At 53.9% G+C, this 25,625-nt stretch carries 22 protein-coding genes; 8 read left to right on the top strand and 14 right to left on the bottom strand.

Going from position 1 to position 25,625, the window contains the following annotated elements:
* Positions 1-23: 23 nt before the first annotated feature.
* From C7476_RS02050 to C7476_RS02040, 3 genes are all read right to left on the bottom strand, one after another.
* Positions 24-2,048, bottom strand: coding sequence for an AfsR/SARP family transcriptional regulator (locus C7476_RS02050; RefSeq protein ID WP_114428234.1), 2,025 nt, complete (start codon positions 2,046-2,048; stop codon positions 24-26).
* Between the two features lie 415 nt (positions 2,049-2,463).
* Positions 2,464-2,712, bottom strand: a complete 249-nt coding sequence (locus C7476_RS02045; RefSeq protein ID WP_114428233.1) for a hypothetical protein — start codon at positions 2,710-2,712, stop codon at positions 2,464-2,466.
* 99 nt (positions 2,713-2,811) lie between these two features.
* Positions 2,812-3,594, bottom strand: coding sequence for a helix-turn-helix domain-containing protein (locus tag C7476_RS02040; protein WP_181872319.1), 783 nt, complete (start codon positions 3,592-3,594; stop codon positions 2,812-2,814).
* 392 nt (positions 3,595-3,986) lie between these two features.
* Between C7476_RS02040 and C7476_RS02035 the strand changes: the two genes are divergently transcribed.
* The 5 genes from C7476_RS02035 to C7476_RS02015 are packed head-to-tail and all read left to right on the top strand — an operon-like array spanning position 3,987 to position 8,581.
* Positions 3,987-5,162 carry an MraY family glycosyltransferase gene (locus tag C7476_RS02035; protein WP_147274601.1) on the top strand — a complete coding sequence of 392 codons (1,176 nt, stop codon included), beginning with the start codon at positions 3,987-3,989 and terminating at the stop codon, positions 5,160-5,162.
* A gap of 24 nt (positions 5,163-5,186) precedes the next feature.
* Positions 5,187-6,020, top strand: a complete 834-nt coding sequence (locus C7476_RS02030; RefSeq protein ID WP_114428230.1) for a glycosyltransferase family 2 protein — start codon at positions 5,187-5,189, stop codon at positions 6,018-6,020.
* The gene (locus tag C7476_RS02025) at positions 6,017-6,685 is read left to right on the top strand and encodes a YdcF family protein (protein WP_245426029.1); all 669 of its coding nucleotides are present in this window, start codon (positions 6,017-6,019) and stop codon (positions 6,683-6,685) included. The genes C7476_RS02030 and C7476_RS02025 overlap by 4 nt, the downstream gene beginning before the upstream one ends.
* Positions 6,682-7,974, top strand: coding sequence for a hypothetical protein (locus C7476_RS02020; RefSeq protein WP_114428229.1), 1,293 nt, complete (start codon positions 6,682-6,684; stop codon positions 7,972-7,974). The genes C7476_RS02025 and C7476_RS02020 overlap by 4 nt, the downstream gene beginning before the upstream one ends.
* Positions 7,975-7,987: 13 nt before the next feature.
* Positions 7,988-8,581 carry an LbetaH domain-containing protein gene (locus tag C7476_RS02015; RefSeq protein WP_114428228.1) on the top strand — a complete coding sequence of 198 codons (594 nt, stop codon included), beginning with the start codon at positions 7,988-7,990 and terminating at the stop codon, positions 8,579-8,581.
* Here the strand turns inward: C7476_RS02015 and C7476_RS02010 are convergent.
* The 3 genes from C7476_RS02010 to C7476_RS02000 are packed head-to-tail and all read right to left on the bottom strand — an operon-like array spanning position 8,575 to position 12,226.
* Positions 8,575-9,783: a glycosyltransferase gene (locus C7476_RS02010; protein ID WP_114428227.1), complete on the bottom strand. Its 1,209-nt coding sequence runs from the start codon at positions 9,781-9,783 to the stop codon at positions 8,575-8,577. The two genes, C7476_RS02015 and C7476_RS02010, sit on opposite strands and share 7 nt — an antisense overlap.
* On the bottom strand, positions 9,780-11,027 hold the full coding sequence (locus tag C7476_RS02005; RefSeq protein ID WP_114428226.1) for a glycosyltransferase family 4 protein: 1,248 nt from the start codon (positions 11,025-11,027) through the stop codon (positions 9,780-9,782). Before C7476_RS02005 ends, C7476_RS02010 begins: the two co-directional genes overlap by 4 nt.
* Positions 11,024-12,226: a glycosyltransferase family 4 protein gene (locus C7476_RS02000; RefSeq protein WP_245426084.1), complete on the bottom strand. Its 1,203-nt coding sequence runs from the start codon at positions 12,224-12,226 to the stop codon at positions 11,024-11,026. The genes C7476_RS02005 and C7476_RS02000 overlap by 4 nt, the downstream gene beginning before the upstream one ends.
* Positions 12,227-12,652: 426 nt before the next feature.
* Here C7476_RS02000 and gmd point away from each other — a divergent pair, with 426 nt between their 5' ends.
* Positions 12,653-13,723 carry a GDP-mannose 4,6-dehydratase gene (gene gmd / locus C7476_RS01990; protein WP_114428224.1) on the top strand — a complete coding sequence of 357 codons (1,071 nt, stop codon included), beginning with the start codon at positions 12,653-12,655 and terminating at the stop codon, positions 13,721-13,723.
* A complete protein-coding gene (locus C7476_RS01985; protein WP_114428223.1) occupies positions 13,716-14,708 on the top strand; it encodes a GDP-L-fucose synthase family protein in 993 nt (330 codons plus the stop codon). The genes gmd and C7476_RS01985 overlap by 8 nt, the downstream gene beginning before the upstream one ends.
* Before the next feature lie 78 nt (positions 14,709-14,786).
* Here the strand turns inward: C7476_RS01985 and C7476_RS01980 are convergent, their stop codons facing one another.
* The 6 genes from C7476_RS01980 to C7476_RS01955 form a co-directional block, all read right to left on the bottom strand.
* On the bottom strand, positions 14,787-16,049 hold the full coding sequence (locus C7476_RS01980; RefSeq protein ID WP_245426027.1) for a polysaccharide biosynthesis/export family protein: 1,263 nt from the start codon (positions 16,047-16,049) through the stop codon (positions 14,787-14,789).
* A gap of 4 nt (positions 16,050-16,053) precedes the next feature.
* A complete protein-coding gene (locus C7476_RS01975; RefSeq protein ID WP_114428222.1) occupies positions 16,054-18,222 on the bottom strand; it encodes a GumC family protein in 2,169 nt (722 codons plus the stop codon).
* A gap of 45 nt (positions 18,223-18,267) precedes the next feature.
* A complete protein-coding gene (locus C7476_RS01970) occupies positions 18,268-19,059 on the bottom strand; it encodes a response regulator transcription factor (RefSeq protein WP_114428221.1) in 792 nt (263 codons plus the stop codon).
* Between the two features lie 422 nt (positions 19,060-19,481).
* Positions 19,482-20,141: a PIG-L deacetylase family protein gene (locus tag C7476_RS01965; RefSeq protein WP_114428220.1), complete on the bottom strand. Its 660-nt coding sequence runs from the start codon at positions 20,139-20,141 to the stop codon at positions 19,482-19,484.
* Positions 20,138-20,950 (bottom strand): sugar phosphate nucleotidyltransferase, encoded by an 813-nt coding sequence (locus C7476_RS01960; protein ID WP_114428219.1) that lies wholly within the window; start codon positions 20,948-20,950, stop codon positions 20,138-20,140. Before C7476_RS01960 ends, C7476_RS01965 begins: the two co-directional genes overlap by 4 nt.
* The gene (locus tag C7476_RS01955; RefSeq protein WP_114428218.1) at positions 20,947-22,242 is read right to left on the bottom strand and encodes a class I SAM-dependent methyltransferase; all 1,296 of its coding nucleotides are present in this window, start codon (positions 22,240-22,242) and stop codon (positions 20,947-20,949) included. Before C7476_RS01955 ends, C7476_RS01960 begins: the two co-directional genes overlap by 4 nt.
* 314 nt (positions 22,243-22,556) lie before the next feature.
* On the opposite strand from C7476_RS01955, the gene rfbC reads away from it, so the two are divergent.
* Positions 22,557-23,096, top strand: a complete 540-nt coding sequence (gene rfbC / locus C7476_RS01950) for a dTDP-4-dehydrorhamnose 3,5-epimerase (protein ID WP_114428217.1) — start codon at positions 22,557-22,559, stop codon at positions 23,094-23,096.
* Here rfbC and C7476_RS01945 read toward each other — a convergent pair.
* Together C7476_RS01945 and C7476_RS01940 are read right to left on the bottom strand one after the other, a co-directional pair.
* The gene (locus tag C7476_RS01945; RefSeq protein ID WP_114428216.1) at positions 23,060-24,421 is read right to left on the bottom strand and encodes a DUF4910 domain-containing protein; all 1,362 of its coding nucleotides are present in this window, start codon (positions 24,419-24,421) and stop codon (positions 23,060-23,062) included. The two genes, rfbC and C7476_RS01945, sit on opposite strands and share 37 nt — an antisense overlap.
* A gap of 27 nt (positions 24,422-24,448) precedes the next feature.
* Complete coding sequence (locus tag C7476_RS01940) at positions 24,449-25,519, bottom strand: NAD-dependent epimerase/dehydratase family protein (protein WP_114428215.1); 1,071 nt, start codon at positions 25,517-25,519, stop codon at positions 24,449-24,451.
* Positions 25,520-25,625: the final 106 nt, after the last annotated feature.

Raw genomic sequence — 25,625 nt, 5'->3', positions numbered from 1 at the left:
TTTGATGAGATTGGAACTGAGAACTATTGGAATCCTGCTTCGCGCAGAGACGCCTCATATTTTTGACGTTGTTCGGGAATTCTGAGAGACATATTTTTGATCCAATCCCCGACTCGGAAATCTGGATTGTCTTCCAACGATCGTTGTCTCCATTCACTCGCCTTTTCCCGCTCACCGAGCATGGCCCAACAGGCGGCCATGGGCCGGGCTGCAGCACGCGGGTTTTGCATCCGCTGGATGAAGGCAATCGCTTCTTCATAACGATCAAGATCGTGAAGCGTCCCAGCACCGACCCAGTAATAATAGTCCGGAGCCAGAGGGTTGAGCGCTATCGCCTGTTCAATTTTTTCGAGCGAAAGATCAAGGTATCCGTAATGATTGAGCGCGTCCGCGTAGTCTGCAAGGAGATCGGCATGCTGCGGATTAATTGACTCGCCCTGGTCGAAATATTCCAGGCTATCGTCGAATTTGCCGAGATACATACTGATGGTGCCAAGTTCGCGCAACGGCCGCTCATCATCCGGATCGGCCGGTGCAGCATGCCTAGCGATTTGTTCGCCCTCAAGCAGGATGTCTTTGTCCTTCCGCGCCAATACCAACCACTCTCGCTGCATTGTTCGCGCGATACCGCTCAGTGCAGGCACAAAGTCAGGAGCCGCCGTCAAGGCGTTCTTGAACGATTGCCGCGCCTGACGGAGTTTGGCAACGTCGAGTTTTTCAAATTCTCTCTTGCCTACAAGGTACCAGTAGTAAGCGTTCGGATCCTGGTAAAGCTTGTTGTAGCGGTCGAGTTCGGACTTCTCGATGACCGAAACGACGGAGAGGATGATGCGGATCGACAGCTGGCGGTATTGCTGCTCGGGCAGGACATAATCGAACTTCTGTTTTTCGGCCCAGACGATTTCCTGCGTAGCAACATCGACCAATTTCACCGACAGAAAACAGAAACCGTCGCGGCGTACGATCTTGCTGTCGACGGCATAGTTGACTCCGAATTGCGCATTCAGCCCTTCGAAACTGTCAATGGGAGATTCGGAGACGACCCTCTTCGATGTATAGGGCGCAACAACCGACAGTGTACGCAGGCGGCAAAGCCCGATGGTAATATCGTCTACGAGCGAGGCTGCAAGCTGCTCCATCGGATCCGCTGCATTGTGCGGCATATAAAGGACCATGACTCGCGGCAGGCCAGCCTTTTTGTTCTGCTCGAGCTGGGTCGTCGCCAGGATCGATTGCGGGGTCTGGATTTCGACGCCATTAGCAACGAGCGGAGGAGCCGGCTGCGGCAGGATCAGAGAGCGTGTCGTTGCCGGTGAAAGCTTGGGCAGCAGCTGCTGATAGAGCTCGATCGTCTCTTCTTCCGGATCGACATCGAGATCGTCACGGAGCTTCTTGGCGCATTCACGGAATGTGCGTTCCACCTTCGCGATCAAACCCAGTTGCGACGCGGTCTGCATCAAAGTGCGATAGCCGACCTCCTGATAGGGATCGATTTCGATCAGCTTGCGGGCGCATTGGCGCTTTTCGTCGATGCTGACGCCAACCGGCTGGTTGACCATCCTCAAGAGCGTCGTGATCAGATCATCGCGCAGCTTGACGCGCTGGACATCCAGCCATTCATCGAAATCGGAGTTCTGCGGTTCGTTATGTGCGAGCAGGTCGCCTGAATAAAGACCGGCAAGGCTAAGGACAGACTCTATGTCGCCCAACTGCGCAAACTCCAGATATTCAAGGAGATCGATGCTGAGCAGTTCTGCCCTCACCTGCGACAGGTTAAGATAGACATATGTGGCGTCACCCTGGACAAGGTTGAGGCCGTACTGTTCCTGAAATTTACGGATGCGCGCCAGGCTCTGGCGCAGATTCATGGAAGCGTGGGCCTGATCCGTATCGGACCAGAAAACCTGAGCAAGCTTTCCGCGGGAAACAGAATGGTTGGGACTCTCGAGAAGCAGATAGACTATTATGCGAAGAAAGTTCGCGGGTACGCGCGGGACGAGTTGCCCGCCCAGACTAACAGTTGCCTCTCCAAAAACCGCCAGCTTCATTCCGCCTAAACCCCGGATTTTATTTGATTTTCTGAATACGTAACCCTGTCAATCGATAAATGCCATTCTGCCTTGCCATTAACTCTACTATAGCTTCAAATAGTTCACTAGAGGGAGTATTAGCATAAAGTCTAATAACTATGAATTAAGGTATTCCTGATGGCAAGCGCAATCGCCTGATAAGACGCTGAAATTCGAGACTTTGGCGTCAATTTCCTTCTTCACCGCGGCCATGGTCGCGGTCTTTTTGCAGGGATCGGCTAGTAAATAATAAATTCGATTGAGTCACAGAAATACTACAGTGCAGAATATTCAAAAAACTATACACAAGAGAAATTCAAGTGGAGAAACATGAGAAAACGCCAGAACTGTCATTTAGCATTCATGACAGCCCTTATCCATTTTGAATGGATGGTCAGAATGCGCGCTTGATTTCGAATATCGCCTTGGCGATCGCGATGTCGGCTTCGGAGCCGGCACCCTCAGCTGTTGCCTGGACCAGTTGCTCACCAAGTTCGGACAACGCGAGGGAGACCTCATACCTGTCCCAACCGGCGGTCAACGCCTCATCCACCAGTTCCTCGAATGCCGCCCGGAGGGCGTTCCTGCATTCGTTGGTTCTGTTCGATTGATCATCGAATCTTTGTGGTTGTGATAGCATCATGCCACGATCTTACATTTGGTATGAGACCGTACAAGCCGCCAATTTGAGGTAGAAGACCTGCATTAGGGGTAGCTGGACTGACCGTAGGTGATCCTTGGGTCAGTGCACAACTGTGGTGTCGAACGGTTTCATTCCATGATGGTTCATGCTGTTGCGATAGATTGCTGTCGCCTGTGTGCGATTATGCGCCCGCAACTTGCGGATCAGATTGTGTACATGAACCTTGACCGTGTGGATCGAGAGTGTCAGGCGATCTGCAATGATTTTGTTCTGCAGGCCTTCCGATAAGAGCTGCAGAATCTCGTGTTCACGTAGCGTCAGTGTTTTGACAGGCCATGCCCGGTTGGAAGCATTATCTGACTGAGTATAAAGCTGCGGTACCTTACCAGACACGCTGGGTGACTTTTCCATCGAACGGATGATGGCGGAGGGATAATAATCGCCCCCGTTAAGTAATAGCCAGACTACCGCGAGCCAAACATCAAGTTTCAAGCTGAAGGGCAGAAGGCCCTGGATGGTCTTGCTGTCAAAAAGACCGGTGAGTTCCTGCGTGGAAGGACTATTCTCATCAATCATCAGCGTAACCGATGCGTTCGGGAAGCGCATCCTGCAACGTGCAATGCAATCGACCACGTCGGAAGCAAAGTCCGCATGAAGCAGCACAAGGCCTACATTGGGATCGGGTGTGCCCGTGTCCCCAACGTTATTCGAGAGGCTGACCTGAATATCCGGGAATGTTCTTTCGAGAGATTGCATCAACCCCTGGAAAACAACTCCGGCTTCGGCATGAATAAATATGCCGCCACGGAATTTCGATCCGCCGTCAACCGCGGATCCTTGCTGAATAAGGTCAGTTCCCATACGCGCAACTGTTACACTCATGTTCATACCCTACGCCACCTGGTGAAAGAAGTATTCCCCTTGTACTTGTCTTATTTCGAAAGGAGTTTCTGAAAGGCCACTTCAATTCTGTTTTATGCTGCAAATACTTGCGGATCAGCAAGGCTATGTAACCAAACGTGACGCGACCGTGACACAGAGTAACAACTGCGGCCTGACAGTACCCAATTTACCCAGAATAGCCCTTTATACGCGCGATTCCATTAGTCCAAAGGGACACAGCGGGGCTCATCCTTCAGGAGGAACTACTTCTCACTTCTCCTAAATGGTGCCGCGTGAATGGCAGCGGTATTCTCCATGAAAAGCATTCCGTACGGCCGTGACGAGGTGAACACATCTCGCACAAGGGATGCACAATCAGCTGGAGGTGTGTCTTGTTTGTTTGGATCACCAATTGTCTAGCAGCTATGGCAGTCAGTGCCTTGCTGATCGTTGTTTTGAAGAAGGTATCGCACGCGTGTTCTCTCGTCGATTATCCCGACAGGAGAAAACTGCATGATGGCGTCGTGCCGCTTTGTGGCGGTATCGCGATATTCGCCGCCTTCGCAATGGTCATGCTCGTTCAGGGGAACGAGCCACTGCTAGCCCTGAACTTTTGGGTCGGCCTCCTCATCACGATTATTGTGGGCGTGATCGACGATCGTCATGAACTCTCGGCAACGAAGCGTCTGGCCGCGCAATTTGTTGCAGCAATTATACTGGTCAATCCGCTGTCAGGGTCGACCATTGTGACCGGAATCGCACTTCCGCCTGCCCTTCTCGACATATCCTTCCTGCTCCTTACGGTCGTGGCCATTTTGTTCGTAGTAGGCCTGATCAATTCCTGGAACATGATCGATGGCATAGATGGTTTGGCAGGCGGGAGTGCGGCCGTGGCTCTTTTCTGGCTCGCGGTCGTGGCCGGATGGAAAGGCGCTGGCGAGCTGGTGTTGCCGATCGTCGTGCTGTTGGCCGCAGTCAGCGGTTTCCTTGCATTCAATATGCGCAGCCCCTGGGTCGCGCGTGCCAAGATATTTCTGGGAGATGCCGGCAGCACGACGCTAGGTGCGGCAATCGCCTATCTTGTGATCCGCTTGTCGACCCATACCCATATCGCGTTTTCCGTACTCCTGTGGATCGTCGCAATACCCGTGATCGATACGCTCAGCCTGATTGTCCGGCGGCTTTACGCGGGCCGCAGCCCGTTGGCGGCCGATCGCTCGCACCTTCATCATCTCTTGCTTGACAGGTCGATTTCGCCACGGACGACGACGAATATCATTCTTGCAGCGTCGGCGCTCTGCGGTGCGATAGGGTGTTTCGGCATCATCATCGAAGCTTCGAACTATCTGATGACGGTGGCCTTGCTGTTACCGCTGGCAGTGCATTCAGCCTTTGTGTTTCTCGCGAGCGAGGAGGGAACAGATTGGGTTCAGCAGTCTCGTTCAGTGGCGGTCGCCCAATTGAACCCGATCCCCCCGACTCCAATACGTGCAGAAATAGGCATGGCCCATACGCCTCAGCCCCCTAGTGCCAACAACAACACCGGCATGTTTTCAGACGCCGTTTAAGCCAGCGAAGTGTGGAGTAATCCCTTGTCAATATCCGTCCTGATCATGACCTTGAATGAAGAAGAGAGCTTGCCGGCATGTTTGGCATCGCTGACATGGTGCGACGATATCGTTGTGCTGGATTCCTATAGTACCGACAAAACCATCGAGATCGCCAAGGCCGCCGGCGCGCGCGTCTATCAACACAAGTATGAGACCGAAACAAAACAGCGCATGTATGGCCTGAAGGAAATCGAATTCAAGCACAAATGGGTCTACATGCCCGACGCAGACGAGATCACTCCCGAGGACCTGCGCGATGAAATGCTGGCGATCGCTGCCGATCCGGACAGACCCGAAGCAATGTTCAGCGCCCGCTACAAGAACATGTTCATGGGTCGCTGGATCAAGCATAGCAGCCTTTATCCCACGTGGATTACGCGCCTCGCCCGACCGGAACGTATTCAGTACGAGCGCGAATGTCATTCGCGTCCCGTCGGCGATGGTCCGACCGGGCGTCTGCAATCGCATTTCGTTCACTACAGCTTCAATAAGGGAATGACCGCCTGGTTCGACAAGCATAACCGCTATTCGGGTTTCGAAGCACGCGAGTCGCTGCAGATCCTTCGCAGCAAGAAGATTCCATGGACTTCTTTCTTCAGTGCCACACCAGAAGCCAGACGGCGTGCACTCAAGGAATTCTCGTACCGCCTGCCATTTCGTCCCGCGGCCAGATTCGCCTATATGTATTTTCTCCGCGGCGGTTTCCTCGACGGCTGGCAAGGCTATCATTACTGCCGTCTCATCGCGTCATATGAATACATGATCGTTATCAAGATGAGAGAGTTGCAGCGGCGAGAACTTGGCCTTTCCGTATGACGCGCGCCCAAACCCATCCCGGCTGGACCATCCGGCGCGCTCGCAAACGATCGCGCAAGTGGTTCTTCGCCGGTTGTGGTCTTGCTGCGATGCTGGCGATATCCGCCGCCCCCTTGGCGCTTTTCCTGGCCGATCCGCTGCTGACGATTCGTGATCCAATCGGCAAGGTCGACGTGATCGTCGTTCTTGGGGGAGATGGTCCCTCGCGAGCCAACCGAGCTGCAGGCTTGTGGCAAACGGGTGTCGCGCCAAGGGTCTTGGTCAGCGGCGACGGCGATTGTTACTGGATACGCGAAGCAATGGTCGACCAAGGGGTCGACAGAAGTGCCGTTTCCGTCGAGTGCCAGTCGGGAACGACTTGGGAGAATGCGCTTTTCACATCACCGATCCTCAAGCAGATGAATGTGCGCAGCGCCGTTCTCGTGACGAGCTGGTATCACTCGCGCCGAGCCATGGCGAGTTTTGAGGCCGCGTCCGCAGATATTCGCTGGATGTCGGTTCCAGTGGAGCCACGTCAGTCACTCGAGAAGATCGCATTTGGCCCCGATGGAATTCAGATCATGAAAGAGTATCCAAAGACGGTCTGGTATGCCATTCGCCATTTTCTCGGCTTGGAATCCACCCGCATCCCTGCCCCATTTCCTTCGCGGGAGGCGAGAACATGAACTGGCTTCTGACATGGCTAATGCTGGGAACGGTGCTCATGCTGCTCCTGTGGGGTATGCTGAAGCCAGAGCGCATCTATCAGTTTCCTTTTCTGGTGGGCGTGATCACCTTCGCTTTTATTCTGCCGCAAATTCCGGCACTGGCAGACGATCGTTTTCTTCCAGAAGGCGGATATGCGAAGACAATCGCTTTCACGATCCTTTGTCTTTCGATGTGCTGGTTGGGGTGGTCTTCAAACGCCAGGCCCTTTGCCTTTTTTCGCTGGGATTTCGATGAAAAACGCCTGCTGATCGCGGCTTTTTTTCTTTCTCTCACAGGCGCGTACTTCTACTTCAAGCTCAGCCGGTTGCCGGGTGAGATGATGGTTGGAGTGCAGATCAGTGGCGCGCCGGTCGCGTGGCTCTTTTTTGCGCGATTCATGAGTTATGGCATGGCCATCGCCGTCCTCTGTTTTGCCCGCCGCTATTCGTGGACCGCTGCGTTCATCATAGGCGTCGATCTGATGTTTTATTTCGACCGGATTGTCGTTACCGGAAAGCGCGCAGAAGCAGTCGAGCTAATCATCATTTTTGCGCTGGCATTCTGGTATTATAAGGGGTGGGTCATACCGCGAACCATCATGCTGGCGGGCGTTCTTATCGGTACGGTCCTGCTCAACAGCATGGGTGACTATCGCACGATTACGAGGGCCAATTCGGCACCCGTGTGGCAGGACATCGCTCAAATCAACGTCGCCGCCAATTTCGATGATTTGCTGAAAAATGGTGGTCCGGAAATGCGGAATGCCATCTGGCGCCTCCATCATACAGAAGAGACGATGGACTTCGATTATGGCAAGTTCCACTGGAACAGGCTGGTCTTCAATTATGTACCAGCACAGCTCGTCGGAGCGAAGTTCAAAGAGTCACTCATGATGACAATGCCTGTCGCCGCACGCGATTACGATCCGCTGACAGGTACGACTGAAACGGGTATGGCCGATGCGTTTCAGTCCTTCTGGTATTTTGGCGCCCTGAAGTTTCTTCTCCTCGCTTATCTGATGAGCCGCTTGTGGGCCTCGGCAAAGAGCGGAGAGATGTCGGCTCAACTCGTCTACATATTTTCGATTGTACCCGCCATTCATGCCATATCACACCAGACAGACTGGGTCCTGACGGTCTGGGTTCACATGCTGATATTCTTGCTACCAACATTGGCGTGGTGCCGGAGTCGTTCACCAGATCTCCATCCATATTATTCGAGCGGAATGTCGCTTCCTGCTAACTTTGGCGTGGCAACAGCCCGATAAGGAAAGTCATATCATGCGATCACGCTACAGCGATCCAACATTCGACAGCACGGCGCAACCCCTGCCACGCTTGGGCGGTGCCACGTTTGCATTTCGCTTCCGGCTGATGAGACTACTCTGGACGATCTGCTGGATATTGCTGGCAGCCTGGACGCCATCATTTTTATATCCCTGGAGAAGCTGGCTCCTCCGGCGGTTCGGCGCGCGCATTCATTCTACCGCAATCGTGCGCAGCAGCGTGAAGATATGGTGGCCTGGAAATCTCATCATGGGACGGCACGCCTCCATGGGACCGGGTGTTATCTGTTACAACGTCGCGGAAATCGCGCTTGAGGACTTCGCCATCGTGTCACAGCGTTCTCATCTGTGCACGGGCACCCACGACGTCAATGATCCAGGATTTCCGTTGAAGAGCAGGCCCATTTCAATTGGATCCAATGCCTGGATCGCAGCCGAAGCGTTTGTGGGACCCGGGGTTTTCGTTGGCGAGGGAGCCGTGCTCGGTGCCAGGGGAGTTGCCTTCAGCAAGCTCGATCCATGGACGATTTACGTCGGAAATCCGGCAAAAGCTGTCAAAGGGCGCAACCGGGATGCTGCAGCTCAATGATCCGCAGCAGCCACAAGTTTACTTGTACTAGTTAGAGGCTTTGGATTGTGGTTGGGACCATATCCCTGGATAGTCGATTCGGCGATTCGCGGCCATGTGTAGTTCTCGCGAACAAGCCGTTGACCATTCTGCCCCATGGTCGATGCCATTTCCGGATTGTCCAAGACACTTGCGAGTGCTGAAGCAACGTCGGCCGGGTTGAGAGAAACCACCACGCCGGCATTTGCCGTTCCAACTTCTGGAAAGTGACACGCATCGCTGATGACTGCTGGCAGGCCGCAGGCCAGAGCCTCGGTAATGGCGACGCTGAAACCTTCTTGGCGGCTCGGAAGACAAAAGCAGCTGGCATCGACCAAGGCGCACAGTTTGTCTCCGCCATAGATGGGGCCGATCAAATGAACCCGATCCGCGATATGCAGTCGATCGATCTGGGCTACGAAGCCTTCCCGGGCTCCGCCATCCGGGCCAGCGACAACAAGATCGACGTTTGGGTGAGACCCAGCGATCAGCTTGAAAGCATCCCCAAGAATGTCCAAGCCCTTCTTGGTATGAAGTCTGGACAGGAAGAGAATGACACGCTTTTCACGGGCAAGAGAAAGCCGCTTGTGAAAGAAACCTGCCCCTGGAAGATCAGCAAACTCTTCCAGGAATATGCCGTTCGGTATCGTGAGAGTCGGTGCCTTAAGGCGAAGTGGCTCAAGCAGCCGGGATTCGTCGTTGTTGAGCGTCACCAAGAATTTTGCCTGATCAAGCATCTTGCGATAGCCAAGAAGCAACGCGATACGCTTCTTCAATTGTTTTTGCTTCATGCTCCAGGCATCGAGCATACCATGTGGCTGAACGCAGTACGGGATGCGGTTCAATCTTGCCGTGTTTGCAGCCTTTCTGAGAATAGGCTCCCACACGCCGTGAATGTGGACGAACGACGCGCCCTTGAACACCTGGCGCAACTGGCGGGAACCTTCGACGCACAATATCTGTTCCAGCCGGTCCGGATCATCCAGCAAGTGCCAGTGAACAAGCGCAACGAATGGAACGTCTTGAGCCGATTTGAGTGCTCGCTTTTCAACTTCCGCGCCGCCATAGCTAATGATGTGAACGTCGTGGCCCAGTGCAGACTGGGCAGCTGCCAATCGCACACAGGCACTCTGCGGGCCTCCTTGGGCAGGATCGATCGAAGATATGACATGGACTATTTTCATGCGACACACACGGGCGCGCGCTGCTCAGTAAGGCCCGATAGTGCGGAAAGCAAACGTTTGCCGTAACGGTCAACAGTGAAGTCCGCGGCGCGTGCCACAGCGCTTTCCGACATTGCCGCGCGCATCCCGACATTGTCTGCCAACGTAGTGATCGCTTTGGCTATTGCCGTGCCGTCACGAATGGGGACAATGAAGCCATCGATCCCGTCGCGGACTACGCTGCCCGCATTTTCCGTGCAGACGACGGGGAGTCCGGCGGCTAGTGCTTCATAAACAGCAGTTGCCGATCCTTCGCAAATTGACGGTAGAAGAAAGACATCGGCCCACTCATATTCGGCAGCCATCTCCGCACGCGGGACGATCCCGCGAAGTTCAACATGCTTCGAAAGATGAGCCGTAACACGGTCAGAAAGGCTACTCGGACCTGCCATGCGAAAGATCGCCGATGGGCCGAGCAAACGCGCTGCTTCGGCAACGTAAGGAGAACCTTTTCGCAGTCCGACTTGCCCTACGGTCAATACCCTTAGCGGCCCACCGATGCGAATTATTTCCTGAGGAGGAAATTGGGGATCTATACCATATGGCACGACCACACATCGTTCAGCGTTGCCTCCGCGTGCAATGACATTGCGTCTGACGAATTCAGAAGGACATACGATAATGTCCGCGAGCTCCCATTCGGCTTTCTCGCGCTCAGCAAAAACTTTGGCATGTGCATTGTCAGTATGTGGTCCGGCCCAATCAGGAAAACTTCGCTGCTCGCTCCCGACCAGTTCTTCAACGACCTCACGCGGGGCAATCATCTGTTCGACTGCAGTCCACATGCCTTGTTGTTTTGCTGCAACCATTTGCTCCAGCGCATCGCCGGCAAAAGCGTAAAGGCCAGCTGCACCGTGAAAGCCGCTGGAAACCACCAAACGCGAAAATTCGGATCCGGCCCACACGGCGTGTTCTGTTTCCTCGACAACGTTCGCAAGGCGGAGCCTGCGGACCGCTGAGCGGAGTCCGAAACCTGGAAAGGTGGAGATCAATTCCGGTGCTACACCTTTTGGAACGCGCCCAACCAGGCGTTTAACTGACGAAGGAAGGAGGTTTTTTGGAAGACTATTGACAAGGCGCGGCCAACTCTTGGTGGCGCAGATGTCAGTGTAAAAATGCGCCAGCTGGTTTTCGGATGCAAAGATGCGGGGAACGGCGTAATGCATGCGAGCGCCCAGCTGGCTAACAACAACGGTACCAGTCATTCTGCAGGCTCATAAACAGAAGATTCTGATGGAAGCCCGGTCTGCCTATCAAATCTGAGCATCACGTCCGACCACGCAACTACGGCGTTCTCCCGGGAAAACAGAGTTTCCAGGACACGTCTTGCGTTTTGACCCATCTGGCAACGACGTTCGGAAGAATTTTTCATCTCCATGATGAAATCCGCGAGTTTTCTTCCCTCGCCAATTTCCACGGCCGCGCCGCAGTCTTCAGCAGCTACCACGCGTGCTACCTCGCCATTTGGATCGCCGATGAAGAGAGTTGGCCGGCCAGCCGCCAGGATTCCATAGAACTTGCTCGGGACGATGCAATGTTCGAGTCGGGGCAAAAGCGACACGATGTGAGCATCGGCCGTGCTCAAGCTTTCTGCGATATGTTCAGCCGGCTGAAGTGGCTTGAAAACGACGTTCTTCAAATCGCGATTCCGTACGATTTCTTCGACGTGGCTTCGCTGCTGACCGCCACCAATCATCAGAAACTGAATATCGTCATGCCCGCTCAGAAGCACAGCCGCTTCCAACAGCGTCGAAAAGTCGTGCGCTCGACCAAAGTTACCCGAGTAGCCGACCACAAACTTGTCCTGCAAACCCCAGCTCGCCCGCAGTGTGTTGGATGCCGGTTCCACGGGATAGATCTCGTCACCATCGGACCAATGGTGCATGACAAAAACCTGTTCCTCGGAGAAACCGCGGTCGGCGAGATAAGCGGCCATCCTCGCGGTCGGGCAAACGATCATCGCCGATTTGCGCATAGACCAATTGCGCATCGATCGGCTGATCGTGCCAGACAAGCTTTTATCCGACAGCATGCCAAGCTCCATGGCGACCTCGGGGAAAAGATCCATAATCCAGTTGACCATTCGGGCCCGCCGCCAGCGAATGGGCAAAGAAGTGGTGACGGAGAGCAAGGGTGGATCAGTACACACGATGCAGACGTCGCCGCTTTTGAGGTTCCACAAACACCAGAGGAATGCAGAGACGTGAAATGTGAGATAATCGATGGCCCGGCCGAGAACATTGCTCCGTCCGAACCGTGTAGCCCATAGACGGCTTACCTTAACCCCTGACACCATTTCTTCCGCCGGCAATGTCACGTCAGGTTGATCGTGCGGTGTGCGGCTAGCGATTGCCGCGACTTCAAAACCGCGGCGCGCCAATGCGAACGCCAACCCCGATACCATACGGCTGGTTGCTGACTGATCAGGTGAGAAATAGCGGTTTGCAAATACGATTTTCATTTGTGGATGCCTCAAGCCCGGGCCGTCTGTCAGACACAGATTCTTGGTCTTGATTGTCGCAGTTCGCAGTTGGCGAACAAGTTCAACAAAGGCACTACGATTTTCCGCGACCGATCACCCCGCCTACTCCTTCCGGAGAAGTTGCGGTTGGTTTCCACCCCTTTTAGACGCCCCATTGCGCCCGACATGCCTTGTATTCCCTCAGGTTGGGAGCCGATCTTATCCCTATTGCCGAAGTGTATCGCGCCGCGCGCCATCTATAGTGAAGTTGAAATGTTTCATTGTCTTCGGCTGCCGTTTGAATTGGGAAAAATGGTCACGAGGCTAAAGCAACAAGAAGCTCTCAAGAGCGAGACCGGGGAATAACGGATGGCCGCGAAAACTGCACTGATCATTGGCGTTACGGGACAGGACGGCGCCTACCTCAGCGAACTGCTTCTCAACAAGGGTTATATCGTTCATGGCCTGAAAAGGCGGTCATCGTCATTCAACACGGCGCGCATCGATCATCTCTATCAGGATCCACACGACGACGACGTTCGCTTCCGGCTGCATTTCGGCGATCTCACCGATGCAACCAACCTCTGCCGCGTTGTGCAGGAGGTTCAGCCCGACGAGATATACAACCTCGGCGCTCAAAGCCACGTGCAGGTCAGTTTCGAGACCCCGGAGTATACCGCCAATTCGGACGCTCTTGGCACGCTTCGCCTGCTCGAAGCCATGCGCATCATGAAAATCGAGAAGACTTGCCGCTTCTACCAGGCGTCAACATCTGAATTGTTCGGCAAGAGCATCGAAGCGCCTCAGAGTGAAAAGACGGCGTTTTATCCGCGTAGTCCTTATGCAGCTGCCAAACTCTATGCCTACTGGATTACTGTTAATTACCGGGAAGCATACGGGTTTCATGCATCGAACGGTATCCTGTTCAATCACGAGAGTCCGATGCGCGGTGAAACCTTCGTGACGCGCAAAATTACCCGCGCAGTTGCAGCAATTGAACGCGGCTTGCAGGACAAGTTGCGGCTCGGCAATCTCGACGCCAAGCGCGACTGGGGCCACGCTCGTGATTATGTCGAAGGTATGTGGCGCATCGTGCAGCATGAAACGCCTGATGACTTTGTTCTCGCAACCGGCGAAACCCATACCGTGCGTGAATTTGTCGAGAAAGCCTTCGGCCACGTCGGCAAAGAAATCGAATGGACTGGCACTGGCGTAGACGAAGTCGGCTACGACCGGAAATCCGGCAAAGAGCTGATAGAAATCGACCCGCGCTATTTCCGGCCGACCGAAGTTGAACTTTTGCTAGGAGATTCGACCAAAGCACGAAAGGCATTGGGTTGGACGCATACCGTTTCGTTTGACGAGCTGGTCGCGGAAATGGTCGCTTCCGATATGAGTAATATCATGCGTGAGGAAGGGCGGAACGACCTTTATGGCTGAGTCAGATAATCACCACTTCGATCTGCAAGGTAAACGCGTCTGGGTGGCAGGCCACTCGGGCATGGTCGGTTCAGCATTGACACGCCGCCTCCAGAGTGAAGGCTGCGAGCTGCTCGAAGTTACCCACGAGGAACTTGATCTGACGCGCCAGCTGGAAACCGAAGAATGGATGGCTAGCGCGCGTCCTGATGCCATTTTCATTGCAGCCGCCAAGGTTGGCGGAATTATCGCGAATTCAACCTATCCCGCTGAGTTTCTTTATGACAATACGATGATCGCCATGAATATCATACATTCGGCCCACAGGCTGGGTGTACAGAAATTGTTGTGGCTGGGATCGAGCTGTATTTTCCCCAAGTTTGCCGATCAGCCGATTCAGGAGAGCTCCTTGCTGACAGGCGCACTGGAGCCGACTAACGAAGCTTACGCAGTTGCAAAAATCGCGGGCCTCAAGCTTGCCGAAGCCTATGCGCGGGAATACGGGCAGAATTTCCTGACGGCGATGCCGACAAGTCTCTACGGGCCCAACGACAATTTCGATCCGCAGAATTCTCATGTCCTTCCGGCTCTCATCAGAAAGATGCATGAAGCCAAGGTATCAGGGAGCCCCACAGTCGTTGTCTGGGGCACCGGGACGCCAAAACGGGAATTCCTGCATGTCGACGATTTGGCCGACGCCTGCGTGTTCGTGATGGAGAAATATGTCGGTCCTGAATTTATCAACATCGGGTCGGGACACGAAATCTCGATCCACGACGCCGCAATCCTGATTGCAAAGATTGTCGACTACGACGGCTCCATCATCTTCGATGCATCGAGGCCCGATGGAACTCCGCGAAAGCTGGTCGATCCTACACGTCTGCAAAGCATGGGGTGGCGGCCGAGCATAGATCTCGAGACCGGACTAAGCGATCTATATATGCGGTGGCAACAGTCGATGCTCACGCCAAACAATATTGCGCCGACTGCTACGGCAGCGCGATAGGCTCTATGCCCAGGATAAAAAAAGCAGCCAGGTCAACACCTGGCTGCTTTTTTGCATAAGGATCCCTCGCGGAGCGGTCTAACCGGGCGGGTTGATACTGTTGGCTGCAACGTCCTTCGGAACCGCCAATTGGGCCCGCAGAATATCGCCCGCCTTGATCGGATCGTGTTCAGTCAACTCCGACTCCTGATACTCGCCATTTACGATGCGGGCAACGGAGAAAGTCAGCCTCACAGACTGATCGCGCGTGGTTGCCCGCTGCGCTGTGGCGCCAATCTCTGCCATTGTCTGGACAATGAAGGCCAGTCGCTTTTTCAAGCGAATGAGATCCAGCTCAATGTCCCGCAGTTGATTGGCGGCGTCATTTGCTCGTTGCTCCTTCAACGCGAGTAGCCGCTGCCCGATAGCGTTTTCATTTTGCCGGGCGCGTGCGAGAAACGAACCGAATTCAAGGGCATCGCGGCGCATGGCGGAAAGTTGCCTTTGGCTGTCTCTCAACGTCGACTGCGCCGTGAGCCCTTGCGATACAAGCTTCTCCGAGGATCCTACATTCTGTTCCAAAAGAGAAATTTCCTCGTTGCGAAGCTTGGTACTTTTTTCCAGCGTATCGATCTCTTCCCGATAATTCTGCTTCTGGTCCTGGAGAGCTTTTTCTTCGCTGTGCAAAGCTGCCAGGCGCAAATCAAAAACCCGACGCTCGGAGTCGACTACTTGTTGGCGAGCGGGCAAATCATCGGTGATGGTTTCCTTGTCCAGAACGTATTCAAACGGCTTTTCGTCGAGCTCCGCCTGGAGACGCGCACGTCTCACGTCTTGGGCAAACAGTTGCAGAGACGTCTCCGAATAGTCCTGACGCGCAGTAACCAGCTGGGTCCCTGCTGTGTCCATCTTGTCCGACGCCTCTTTCAGACCACCGCTAAGTGCGAAAAGTTCAAGCGCAATCATGCCAGGGCGAAACTCGTACTTGCCGGGCCTCTGGACATCGCCAATGACAAATACTGGCGCGTATTCCTTCATTGCCACCGAAACGGAAAGGCCCGGAATGTGTTGCAGCAGCTTCTGATTGATAGTGCTGCTGATCTCTGCAATGGTTTGATTTGCAACGGGGATATTGCCGAGAATGGGATATCCTATCGTCCCTTCCACGCTGACGGGAAAAGTCCCGGACAATCCTGTATCGCCATAAACAGTGATCAGGAGGACATCGCCCGATGCCACTTTGTATGGCTCTTCGCCCCATGCCGGCGACAACAAGAGGAGCGAGGAAAATGCACAAGCGGTCATCAGCTTGTTGATGCGGTGAGCAAATCCCGGGCGGTTATTTTTTTGTTTGATCAACATTGCCTCAAGCCTTTGCAGTGGAAGAGCGTTTTTTTGCGTAGTCGGCAAGCTCCTTGACGACACGTCCGGAGACGAGTTTGGCGGGAGCAAGTGGAGCGCTCAAGGCGACCGGACTCCGACTCTCGTGATCGCTGTTGAGAACGATACCGCTGACTTTCCGGCCGTCAGCGCGTAGTTTGGTAACGGCAGCCACGACGTCCTCCATTCTGGCGACGTCACGGCGAACGACCAACACCGTCGTGTCGGCAAGCGACGCCGCGCGTATAGCATCCGCGCTGTTGGAGATAGCGGGCGTATCAATAAGAACGATGTCGTACTGTCGCTTGAGCTCTGCGATCATTTTGCCGAATTGCTCATGGCCAAGCAGGAACTCTGCCGGAACCTGACAGGTCTGCGTCGCGACAAAGTCGATCGAGGATTCCGCATCGTGCTGTACCGCCGCTTCGAGCGTGTGTCGGCCACGGATCACCTCTTCCAGGTAGGGTCCGAACTGATCGCCGAATTCATGCGCAACCATCGGATTCCGGAAATTGGCGTCGACGACGACAGTGCGTATCCCCGTAGCCGATAGCGATCTTGCGAGGCCCGCTACGATCAGCGTCTTGCCCTCCTGGTCGCCAGCTGAAGTGATGGCAATTGCCCGCGCAGCCTTCGTCGATGCCGACAGTAATAGCTGCGCCTGAAGGTCGGCGATCGCACGGCCAAAGCCCGAATTACCATCGGTAACCATACGTGCGGCTTCTTTCCGCTCGCGGACCGACAATTGCGGTATCCGGCCGATGATGGGCAACCGTGCTGCTGTTTCGAGAGCCACGCTCGATCGGATCGATTTATCACGCAATTCCATGAGGAAAGCGCCGGCCATCCCGAAACAGATGCCGCCAATTCCACCCAACGCAAGCCATGATGAGAGACGCGGACTTACCTTCGACCTTGCCGGAACTGCACGCGAAATCATACGTGCTTCGGCCGTCGCGATACCGTCCTGCTCTATCGTTTGTTTGTAACGTGTGAGATAGCTTTCATAAATCGCGCGGTTTGCCGAAGCTTCGCGATCCAGCTGATCAGCCTGGACAGTGGCTTTGTTGGCAGTCGACATGCTGTCCTGCAGCTCTTTGAGATTTGCCTCAACCGACGCTTGCTGGAGGTGCGTGACATTTATCTCGTTCCGTAGACTATCCAGAATCTGTTGAACCTCTGCACCGATCTGGCCTTTCAGCGATTCAAGTTGCGAGTTAAGCTGTGGGAGCTGGACGCTTTGAGTTGCCCCGCTCTCTTTGATCTGCTGAATATTCCTCTCGATTCGGGATTGTTCCGTCCGTAGTGCCAAGATGGCCGGCGAATTGAGAATTTCGGACAAAGCCACGCCAGAGTTGTTCTTTGACGCCTCGATTGCGGTTGAGAGCCGGGCTTCAGCACCTGCGAGCTTTCCCCGCAACGTCGCGAGCTCCGCATTCAGTGCAGCAATCTGCTGCGACTGCAGCGTCATGCCATTTGCCTTCACGAGCCCCGATTGTTCACGAAAATCGGCGGCGGCGCGTTCAGAATGTTCGAGTGTTGCCCGCAGGCTGGTTAGCTTTCCGCCCAGCCAATCACTGACACGGCGCGTGGCCGTGGTCTGCAAATCGATTTGATAGTTAAGGTACGCTTCACCAAACGCATTCGCGACAGCAGCAGAATATTCCGGATTGTTCGCGCGGTAACTGATGTAAATCGTGTATGATCGACCGTCATTGAGAACGCTAAGATTCGACAGAAGTTCATCAATTCTTGCCCGATCGGACGGCATTTCTTCATCTGTCGCGACAAGATTTTTTTGCCCAGGCACAATGATTTTGCCATTGGAGTCAAAACCTTGACGATCCAGGTCGGCGAGTACCTTCTCGGCCATGGAGCGCGAACTGATAATGTCGAGTTCCGTCCTCAAAACCGGACTTTCCTGCGGAAGCGGTGAGACGACCGACTCATTTGGAAGTGCCTGCAGTTTGCGAACGTTGAGAGCCAAGATCGCTTCGGAACTGTACTTGGCTGGGGCGGTCATATAGCCCACTATCGCCAACCCCAAGCACAGAACAATGGCTGACAGAACTGTAAGCCATCTGTTCAACAGGAGCGAAAGAATACGCGATAGTGGCATTCCGCCCTGAGGAGGCAAAACTTCAGAAACGATCATGATCAATACCTCTGAAAATCAGATATCGGTTAGCGGGTAACCCGTTCAGAATCTGGATTCATGCGGAATCATGTCGCTGATTTTGTACGCAACTTCCGTCCGATTGGTCGCACCCAGTTTCTTCATGATATTGCGAATATGGACCTTTACCGTGCTTTCGCAGAGGTTCAGCTCGTAAGCGATAATCTTGTTTGCCTTGCCACGACGAAGACCTTCAGCAACGGCGGACTGCCGCGCAGTAAACGAAGTGGTGATGTGACGAAACTCATCGCTTCGACCGCCCAGGAGTTTACGCAAAGTCAGAACGCTACTTGCCGGCACGAACTTACCGCCGGCGATTGCCAGTTCAATTGCCTGCATGCAGATTTCAATACCAACCGTTGTGGGGATGTACCCACGAACGCCGAGTTCCAATGCCTTCAGAATAAAGGTCAGATCATCATTGTCGGCAACCACAACGACAGCCGCCGTCTGGAATGTCGCGACAAGTTCGCTGATTTCAGCGGTGAGGTTGGCATCGTCCAACGTGCGGTTGCCAGTGTTGATTAACACTGCGCGCAAATTGGATAGTTCTTTTTTAGAGGCTTGCCATTCTTCCAAGCTACCGAATGTAAATACTTTGAGGCCTATGTGATGGTTGATCAAAGCCTGCGCGAGACATTCGCGTTCCAAAGCGCGCTTGTCGACAATGGCCAAGTAATCTTCCGCGCTGTATTTCTGGAATTGGCGATTACCGTTGTATTTTTCGTTGGATTGTTGGCTGTTATTTACAATGATCTCACGATCATATGGCTCTTGTTCATTGTTGCCCAAGCGGGATGGATGAATATTCTCCATTGTATTAACCCCAATTTTTATCTTTTGTTGCGAGTTGATCTATTGAACGCACCTAAACACGTCCAGCCGCACTTCTTTTTCACGAATATTAATTTACGCTCTTTATTTGTTAGTGTCTTTAATCCTCTTATAATTCCTTCGATGGTGGAAAATTTGACGGTCTAGCCAGCTATAGCCCGATGCCATAAGCTGGATTAATTCGTCTGGGATGTTTATTAGTTCGTTGACCCCGCAATTGCCTCCAAACTAAACATATAAAGAAAGGCTTATACTTGAGATTGACGCTGCGTCGAGCAGCGAAATCACGCGAATGCAGTGATTCGCATCGCTTTAAACACGTGATTCGTTAGATTCTGAGATGTCGTCAAGGATAGTAGAACTGACCGGGTTTTTGGACGCAGAGCTGCTGCACCGACCGGGCGTTATCCTATAGTCAATGCCAATTTGCGATTTGTGAACGCTTCGGCGAAACGCTCTTCAGCGCGGCATTCCATACCCCGTAGGCGGGCCAAGCCTTTGAAAGTCAATTCATCGAACCAGTCTTTCGAGCGTTGCGTACCGAAGTGCTCGAGAAGTAGTTCGGTCTTCCGGTCCATGATTGTGGACGGCAACGGCATATACGTGTTGTGCTGCATGAGGTCTCCGTCCCATTTTGGAATTTCATATTCGAGCACAAGATGGTCGCGGAAGACATTGGTTGTCAGACGGTTTACTTCCCTGTGATCCTGGTGCGCGTCGTCGCGGGCATGGGTGAAAATCACGTCGGGCGAGACGCGTTCGCGTACAGCACTGAGCCACTGCTTGATCTCTCGCGATTGACTGGGAAAATAGCTGTCTTCGAACTCGGCGAGTTCGATATTCGTCACGGCAGCGCCTTGAAGGAAAGCAATAGCTGAAGCATTTGCTTCATCCGCACGGATACCGGGTGCGCTCAACACGCACCAGTGGATGTCGACCAGAACGCCATCGGCAATAAGGCGCAGGATTGTTCCCCCTGCGCCTATTTCGATATCATCTGAATGCGCTCCGAGACAAAGGACAGAAAGACGCTCTCCGCGTCTCGCCAATGGCAACTGCCTCATAGCGCCTTGACCAACCGGATGTTGGAGCCATCTTTCAGTGCGCCGTGGGCTGTCCAGGGCATCTCACCGCGCTCAACCATTTCCTGGAGGGCCTGCCAATCGCGCAGCGTATCCATTGAACGCCAGAAGCCTTCGTGCTTGTAGGCCATCAGCATGTCGTCTGCGATGAGCCGGCTGAAGGGTTCGAGTACGAGTTCCTCGGATTCGCGCATATAGTCGAATATCTCGCCACGGAATAGAAAGTAGCCGCCATTGATCCAGATGTCAGAACGGTCGGACGATCGGAATTCACGCACACGTCCGTCTTCGGCTATGTCCGCCAGATGATAGGTAAGCGGCGGGCGAACGGCGAGGAAGCATGCGATTTTTCCACTGGCTTCAAACTTTGCTATCATGTCGTCCAGATCGACATTGCTCAGACCGTCACTATAGTTGGCGAGAAATATCTTTTCGTTTCTGACTTGATCACGCACTGCCCAGAGGCGCTCGCCGATGTTGCGCCAGATGCCCGTGTCGATCAGGGAAATCCGCCAATCTTTTTGCGACTCACCCAGCACCTCGACGTTGCCATCACCCGTCACCACACAGTCGGAGAATGTCTGCGGGCGGCAATTGAGAAAAAAGTCCTTGACGACGTTGGCTTTGTAGCCAAGGCAAAGGATGAAATCATCATGTCCGTAGTCGGCATAGTACTGCATGACATGCCGCAGGATCGGTTGAGAGCCAAGCGGGATCATGGGTTTTGGAACGTTTTCCGAATATTCGCGAATGCGGGTGCCCATACCACCACAGAACAGAACAACCTTCATGACTTGAGCTCCTTCGGGTCGATGACGGCGACACCTGGAATGGGAACAACGAATTTTGCGCCCCATTCCTGGACATGCCGCATCTGGGCAACGATCTCGTCCTTGAGATTCCAGGGCAGGATCAGGATGTAGTCGGGTTTCACCAGATCGATGGCTTCAACGGGTTCGATCGGGATATGCATGCCTGGTGTATAGCGGCCGTGCTTGTAAGGATTCCGGTCCACGGTGAAATCGAGGAAATCGGTCCCGATACCGCAATAGTTGAGCAGCGTATTGCCTTTACCAGGTGCGCCATATCCGCAGATGGTCTTGCCGGCCTTTTTTGCTTCAATCAGGAACGATAGCAGCTCACGCTTTACCTGGCGGGCATTCTCTACGAACGAGGTATATATCTCGATCCTGTCGAGGCCTGCATCGATCTCATTCTTCACAACTCGGGCCACACTTGGCTGAGTCGGACGCTCACTAGCCGCATGCGCGAGGTGAACGCGCAACGAGCCACCATGCGTACCGAGTTCTTCTACATCGATGACTTTCAACTCGTGCCGTTCGGCCATGAGTTCGATTGTGAGGAGTGAGAAATAGGAAAAGTGCTCGTGATAGATCGTGTCGAACTGGTTTTCGGCGATCAGTTTCTCGATATGAGGAAACTCCAGGGTGATAACACCTTCGGGCTTCAACAGGATTTTCATGCCGGCGACGAAATCGTTGAGGTCCGGAACCTGCGCCAATACGTTATTGCCGGCGATGAGGTCTGCGCGCAGTCCTTCATTCACCAGCGCCTGAGCATATTTTTCACCGAAAAATTCAACGCGTGTCGGGATACCCTTCTCAATAGCGACCTTGGCAACATTGGCCGCCGGCTCGACGCCGAGCACGGGAATGTTCAACGGAAGGAAGTGCTGAAGCAGGTAACCGTCGTTGCTGGCGAGCTCGACGACAAGGCTATCGCTACCAAGCTGGAGTTGCTCAGCCATCTGATGGCAGTATTTCTTCGCATGCGCGACCCAGCTGGTGGAATAGGAAGAGAAATACGCGTACTCTTCAAAAATGGCCTGTGGGCTGACATATTCGCTTAATTGCACCAGCAGGCACTCTTCGCAAACGTAAGCGTGGAGCGGATAGTATGCTTCCATCGAATCGATCAGTTCGCGCGGAACAAAGCTCTCACAGGGAGGCGACATTCCGAGATCAATGAAAGAGTACTTCAAACCGGTGCCGCACAGGCGACAGGAATGTATTTTGTCGCTGGGGCGGTTCGCCAACAAAAGAGTACTGGTTTGAATGTTCATGCCTCGGCTCCTGGTCGCGTGTAGTCACCTGCCCCATAAGGTTCGTCGGGCAAGCGCCATCCTCAGGCTCCGAAGTTACGGCCTTCAGCACGCGCGGGCGATATGACAATGCGATCAGTGGGCTCATCCGAACGGTGGAACGTCCCCATACGGTGTCCGTCAAACGGAGTGCGGCTGCGGCTGTCCCGCGGGCATTCAATCCGCGTGGCATGAATATTGGCGATTGCTGGCCTACCCCTTATTGTGAGTTTCGCGCATGCGCAGAGTTTGACAAAACTACAGTGTTGGACTGGCTGAAATCAGGGGTGGATAGAATGAGATTTACCGAGACAGAACTGAACGGAGCATGGCTTATCGAGACGGTTCCGCTCTCGGATGCGCGTGGATCATTCGCTCGAACGTTTTGCGTAGACGAGTTCAGAGAACATGGCCTCGAAATAACGTTTGTTCAGCACAGCATGTCACATTCGGTAACCAAATATACGCTGCGAGGTATGCACTTTCAGACGGCACCGCACGCCGAGGTGAAGGTCGTTTCCTGCGTAAGGGGCGCCATCCTGGACGTGATAATCGATCTTCGTCCTCACTCGCCCAACTACCGGCGCTGGGCGGCCTACGAACTTTCCGACAGCAATTGCCGCCAGCTCTATATCCCAAAGGGATTCGCCCACGGTTTCCAGACGCTACGCGATAACGCGACTGTCTCCTATCTCATATCGGAGTTTTACAATCCGCAGGCCTCGACTGGCGTGAGGTGGAACGATCCAGCATTTGCAATCGACTGGCCAGCGAAACCGACCGTCCTGTCTGACAAAGATCAGGCTTGGCCGCTGCAGGACGCCTCACCCGCCTGATCTTGTTCCGGCGCTTCGGCAAGCAGGCCGTTTGCGAGCAGCAACTGCGCGGCCCGGGCGATATCGCGGAAGGACATGTGCGATTTCTGTGCGATATCGAGCAGAGTGTGATTGCCATCCGCCAGATTGAGCACCCAAAGGTATCCCATGGCGGTTTCCCCGGCAGACTTGTCGCCGCCTAATGCTGAATAAAGACCACGCCTGCCAAGCTGAGGTTCGCCTTTCGGGAAAAGATTGATCGGCGTCCAGTTCATCTCCAATATATCGATCGCATCCATGATCATCCAATAGGACGAGCCCAGATGCTCGGGTGAGATGAACTCCAGATTGTCGGCAGAGGTGTGATATTCTGAAAATGTTCCAAAGGCGCTCCGTTGGAACAGCCCAACCGGAAGATTGAATCCGGGCGAACAATACTGGCGTTCGTCGTAGCCATAAGGGCTGAAATCGCTAATCTTTCCCTGCCTGCCGTCCGAGTTCAGTACGTACTGCATCGCTTGATCGATCATGGAATTGCCACGGCGGCTCCGCTTGTAGTTGGGCCCGCCGCCGTCACCGACGCAAGAGACGATCAGTCCATGGTCGATCCGTGAGATCTTGTCTTCATTGCCGGCAAGCCACGTCAGCGCACCGATCGTTCCGGGCGCGAAAAGGAAGCGATAATTGTAGCGTGTTTTGCGTGTACGCAGCGCTTTGGCCAGACAGGCCAATAGTGCCAGGCCGGAACAATTATCATTGGCCAGTGATGGATGACAGATATGGGCGGAAAGCAGCACATCTCTTTCTGACTGACCCTTGTGGACATATTCGCCGTACGTCAAATGTCCGTCGCGCTTCTCGGAATCAATCAGAACTTCATACTCTCCCTCCTCCAGTTGCAGGAGCTCCTTGTGCGCCATACACAGGCCCCATTGCTCGCTGTAGTAAGACGTTCTGTAGGGAATAAGGTCTGGCTGTTCGGGCAAGGTATGGATATGGGATTTCAGTTCGCTGAGGGGCATCGTCTGTCGGACAGCCGCGCTATATCCCAGGACGTGCAGGTTATTGTCAGCGAAGTCGAGAACCTTGCGCCCAGATGGGCCTTTTATATAGGCGTCGCGGATATTCCATTCCTGCGGCACCGTCCAATCAAGCACCTGCGTTCCGGTCGGGATCTCGTATTGTGTCAGATCGATGTGCTGGCCGAGGACTTGCAGTGTTTCACGCACGCCGTCCCCGGTTATGCTCCGGCAGATCGGAAAAAGTCGGGCGGCGAGCGCGTAGATTCGGATCCCCACATCAACCTCGACGTCGCCCGTGGCCCTGATCGTATCAAACGATACCATAAAGCTGTTCATGGCAGACACGGGTGGTCATATGACGGCATCGGCCAAAGCCGGATGCCGAGATGACGACGGAATACGGCGTAGGCTCTGGTTCAATGTGCCTTCGTCCAGCGACTTCCGGATGTTGCTGATGCGTTGATAACGAGGGCCCTCGAACTCCTGGAGGGTCAATCCGGCACTCATGTAAGCTGCATGCAATTGTTCTGCACCGGCCTTTGCGTCCCAGACGGGCTTGAATGCAGGCAGAACCCGGGCGATCTTTTCGAAACTTACACGGTAGGAACGCGTGTCGGGGCCCGCATCATCTGCAAATTCAAGCCGGCAACCAGGCACGACCTGCGCCACGATCTCTGCAATTTCCCGAATGCGGTAATTATGCGCCGACTGACCGACATTAAATGCTTCGTTGTGTACCTTGTCCTTCGGAGCTTCCATAGCAGCGAGGAAAGCGCGCGAAATATCTTCGATGTGGACGATCGGACGCCAGGGCGACCCATCGGATTTCAGCAGGATGACACCTTCAGTGACCGCCCAAGCGACGAGATTATTCAGGACAATATCAAATCGCAGCATTGGAGACAGACCATAGGCGGTCGCAGGCCTTAAATAGACAGGTGTAAAATTATCGTCGGCGAGCTTTGCAATGTCTTTCTCGGCGAGCACTTTGGACGAGCCATAGGCCGTAACGGGATTGAGCTGTCCAGTCTCGTCTATCATCCCCTCGCCCGACTTGCCGTAGTTGCTACAGGACGAAGCAAAGAGAAATCGGGAAACACCAGCCTTCTTTGCCGTTTCAGCAAACTTCACACTGCCGCGATGGTTGATTTCATACGTGATATCCGGATTGAGGTTGCTGAGCGGATCATTAGACAATGCCGCAAGATGAATAATCGCGTCGAAGCCTTTGAGGTCGCTTACCGTCACGTCACGTACATCCTTGCAGACCGCGGGAATGTCGGCGATGGGACCTCCTGGGGCGTAGGAACAACTACGATAAAGCTCGGCGTCGTAGCCGTGAACCTCATGGCCAGCTTTCATCAGGAAAGGCGCCATGACCGTTCCAATATAACCGCGATGCCCTGTCACAAGTACTTTCATTGTGTGTCGTCCTTCTGCACATAGATGTTTTTCTGGTAAACGGTACTTGCGGGTGGGCGGAACGGCGAGAGAGGAGTTCGGAGGATCATCGCCGATGCGAACTACA

The sequence above is a fragment of the Phyllobacterium bourgognense genome (assembly GCF_003337575.1).
Taxonomy (GTDB): Bacteria; Pseudomonadota; Alphaproteobacteria; order Rhizobiales; family Rhizobiaceae; genus Phyllobacterium; species Phyllobacterium bourgognense.
The sequence above is the reverse complement of the archived record's forward strand: the minus strand, read 5'-3'. Positions and strand labels throughout refer to the sequence as shown.

Coding starts and splice junctions, on each gene's coding strand:
- C7476_RS02050 (WP_114428234.1), bottom strand. CDS start 2,048: ATGAAGCTGGCGGTTTTTGGAGAGGCAACTGTTAGTCTGGGCGGGCAA.
- C7476_RS02045 (WP_114428233.1), bottom strand. CDS start 2,712: ATGATGCTATCACAACCACAAAGATTCGATGATCAATCGAACAGAACC.
- C7476_RS02040 (WP_181872319.1), bottom strand. CDS start 3,594: ATGAGTGTAACAGTTGCGCGTATGGGAACTGACCTTATTCAGCAAGGA.
- C7476_RS02025 (WP_245426029.1), top strand. CDS start 6,017: ATGACGCGCGCCCAAACCCATCCCGGCTGGACCATCCGGCGCGCTCGC.
- C7476_RS02020 (WP_114428229.1), top strand. CDS start 6,682: ATGAACTGGCTTCTGACATGGCTAATGCTGGGAACGGTGCTCATGCTG.
- C7476_RS02015 (WP_114428228.1), top strand. CDS start 7,988: ATGCGATCACGCTACAGCGATCCAACATTCGACAGCACGGCGCAACCC.
- C7476_RS02010 (WP_114428227.1), bottom strand. CDS start 9,783: ATGAAAATAGTCCATGTCATATCTTCGATCGATCCTGCCCAAGGAGGC.
- C7476_RS02005 (WP_114428226.1), bottom strand. CDS start 11,027: ATGACTGGTACCGTTGTTGTTAGCCAGCTGGGCGCTCGCATGCATTAC.
- C7476_RS02000 (WP_245426084.1), bottom strand. CDS start 12,226: ATGGTATCGGGGTTGGCGTTCGCATTGGCGCGCCGCGGTTTTGAAGTC.
- gmd (WP_114428224.1), top strand. CDS start 12,653: ATGGCCGCGAAAACTGCACTGATCATTGGCGTTACGGGACAGGACGGC.
- C7476_RS01985 (WP_114428223.1), top strand. CDS start 13,716: ATGGCTGAGTCAGATAATCACCACTTCGATCTGCAAGGTAAACGCGTC.
- C7476_RS01980 (WP_245426027.1), bottom strand. CDS start 16,049: ATGTTGATCAAACAAAAAAATAACCGCCCGGGATTTGCTCACCGCATC.
- C7476_RS01975 (WP_114428222.1), bottom strand. CDS start 18,222: ATGATCGTTTCTGAAGTTTTGCCTCCTCAGGGCGGAATGCCACTATCG.
- C7476_RS01970 (WP_114428221.1), bottom strand. CDS start 19,059: ATGGAGAATATTCATCCATCCCGCTTGGGCAACAATGAACAAGAGCCA.
- C7476_RS01965 (WP_114428220.1), bottom strand. CDS start 20,141: ATGAGGCAGTTGCCATTGGCGAGACGCGGAGAGCGTCTTTCTGTCCTT.
- C7476_RS01960 (WP_114428219.1), bottom strand. CDS start 20,950: ATGAAGGTTGTTCTGTTCTGTGGTGGTATGGGCACCCGCATTCGCGAA.
- C7476_RS01955 (WP_114428218.1), bottom strand. CDS start 22,242: ATGAACATTCAAACCAGTACTCTTTTGTTGGCGAACCGCCCCAGCGAC.
- rfbC (WP_114428217.1), top strand. CDS start 22,557: ATGAGATTTACCGAGACAGAACTGAACGGAGCATGGCTTATCGAGACG.
- C7476_RS01945 (WP_114428216.1), bottom strand. CDS start 24,421: ATGGTATCGTTTGATACGATCAGGGCCACGGGCGACGTCGAGGTTGAT.
- C7476_RS01940 (WP_114428215.1), bottom strand. CDS start 25,519: ATGAAAGTACTTGTGACAGGGCATCGCGGTTATATTGGAACGGTCATG.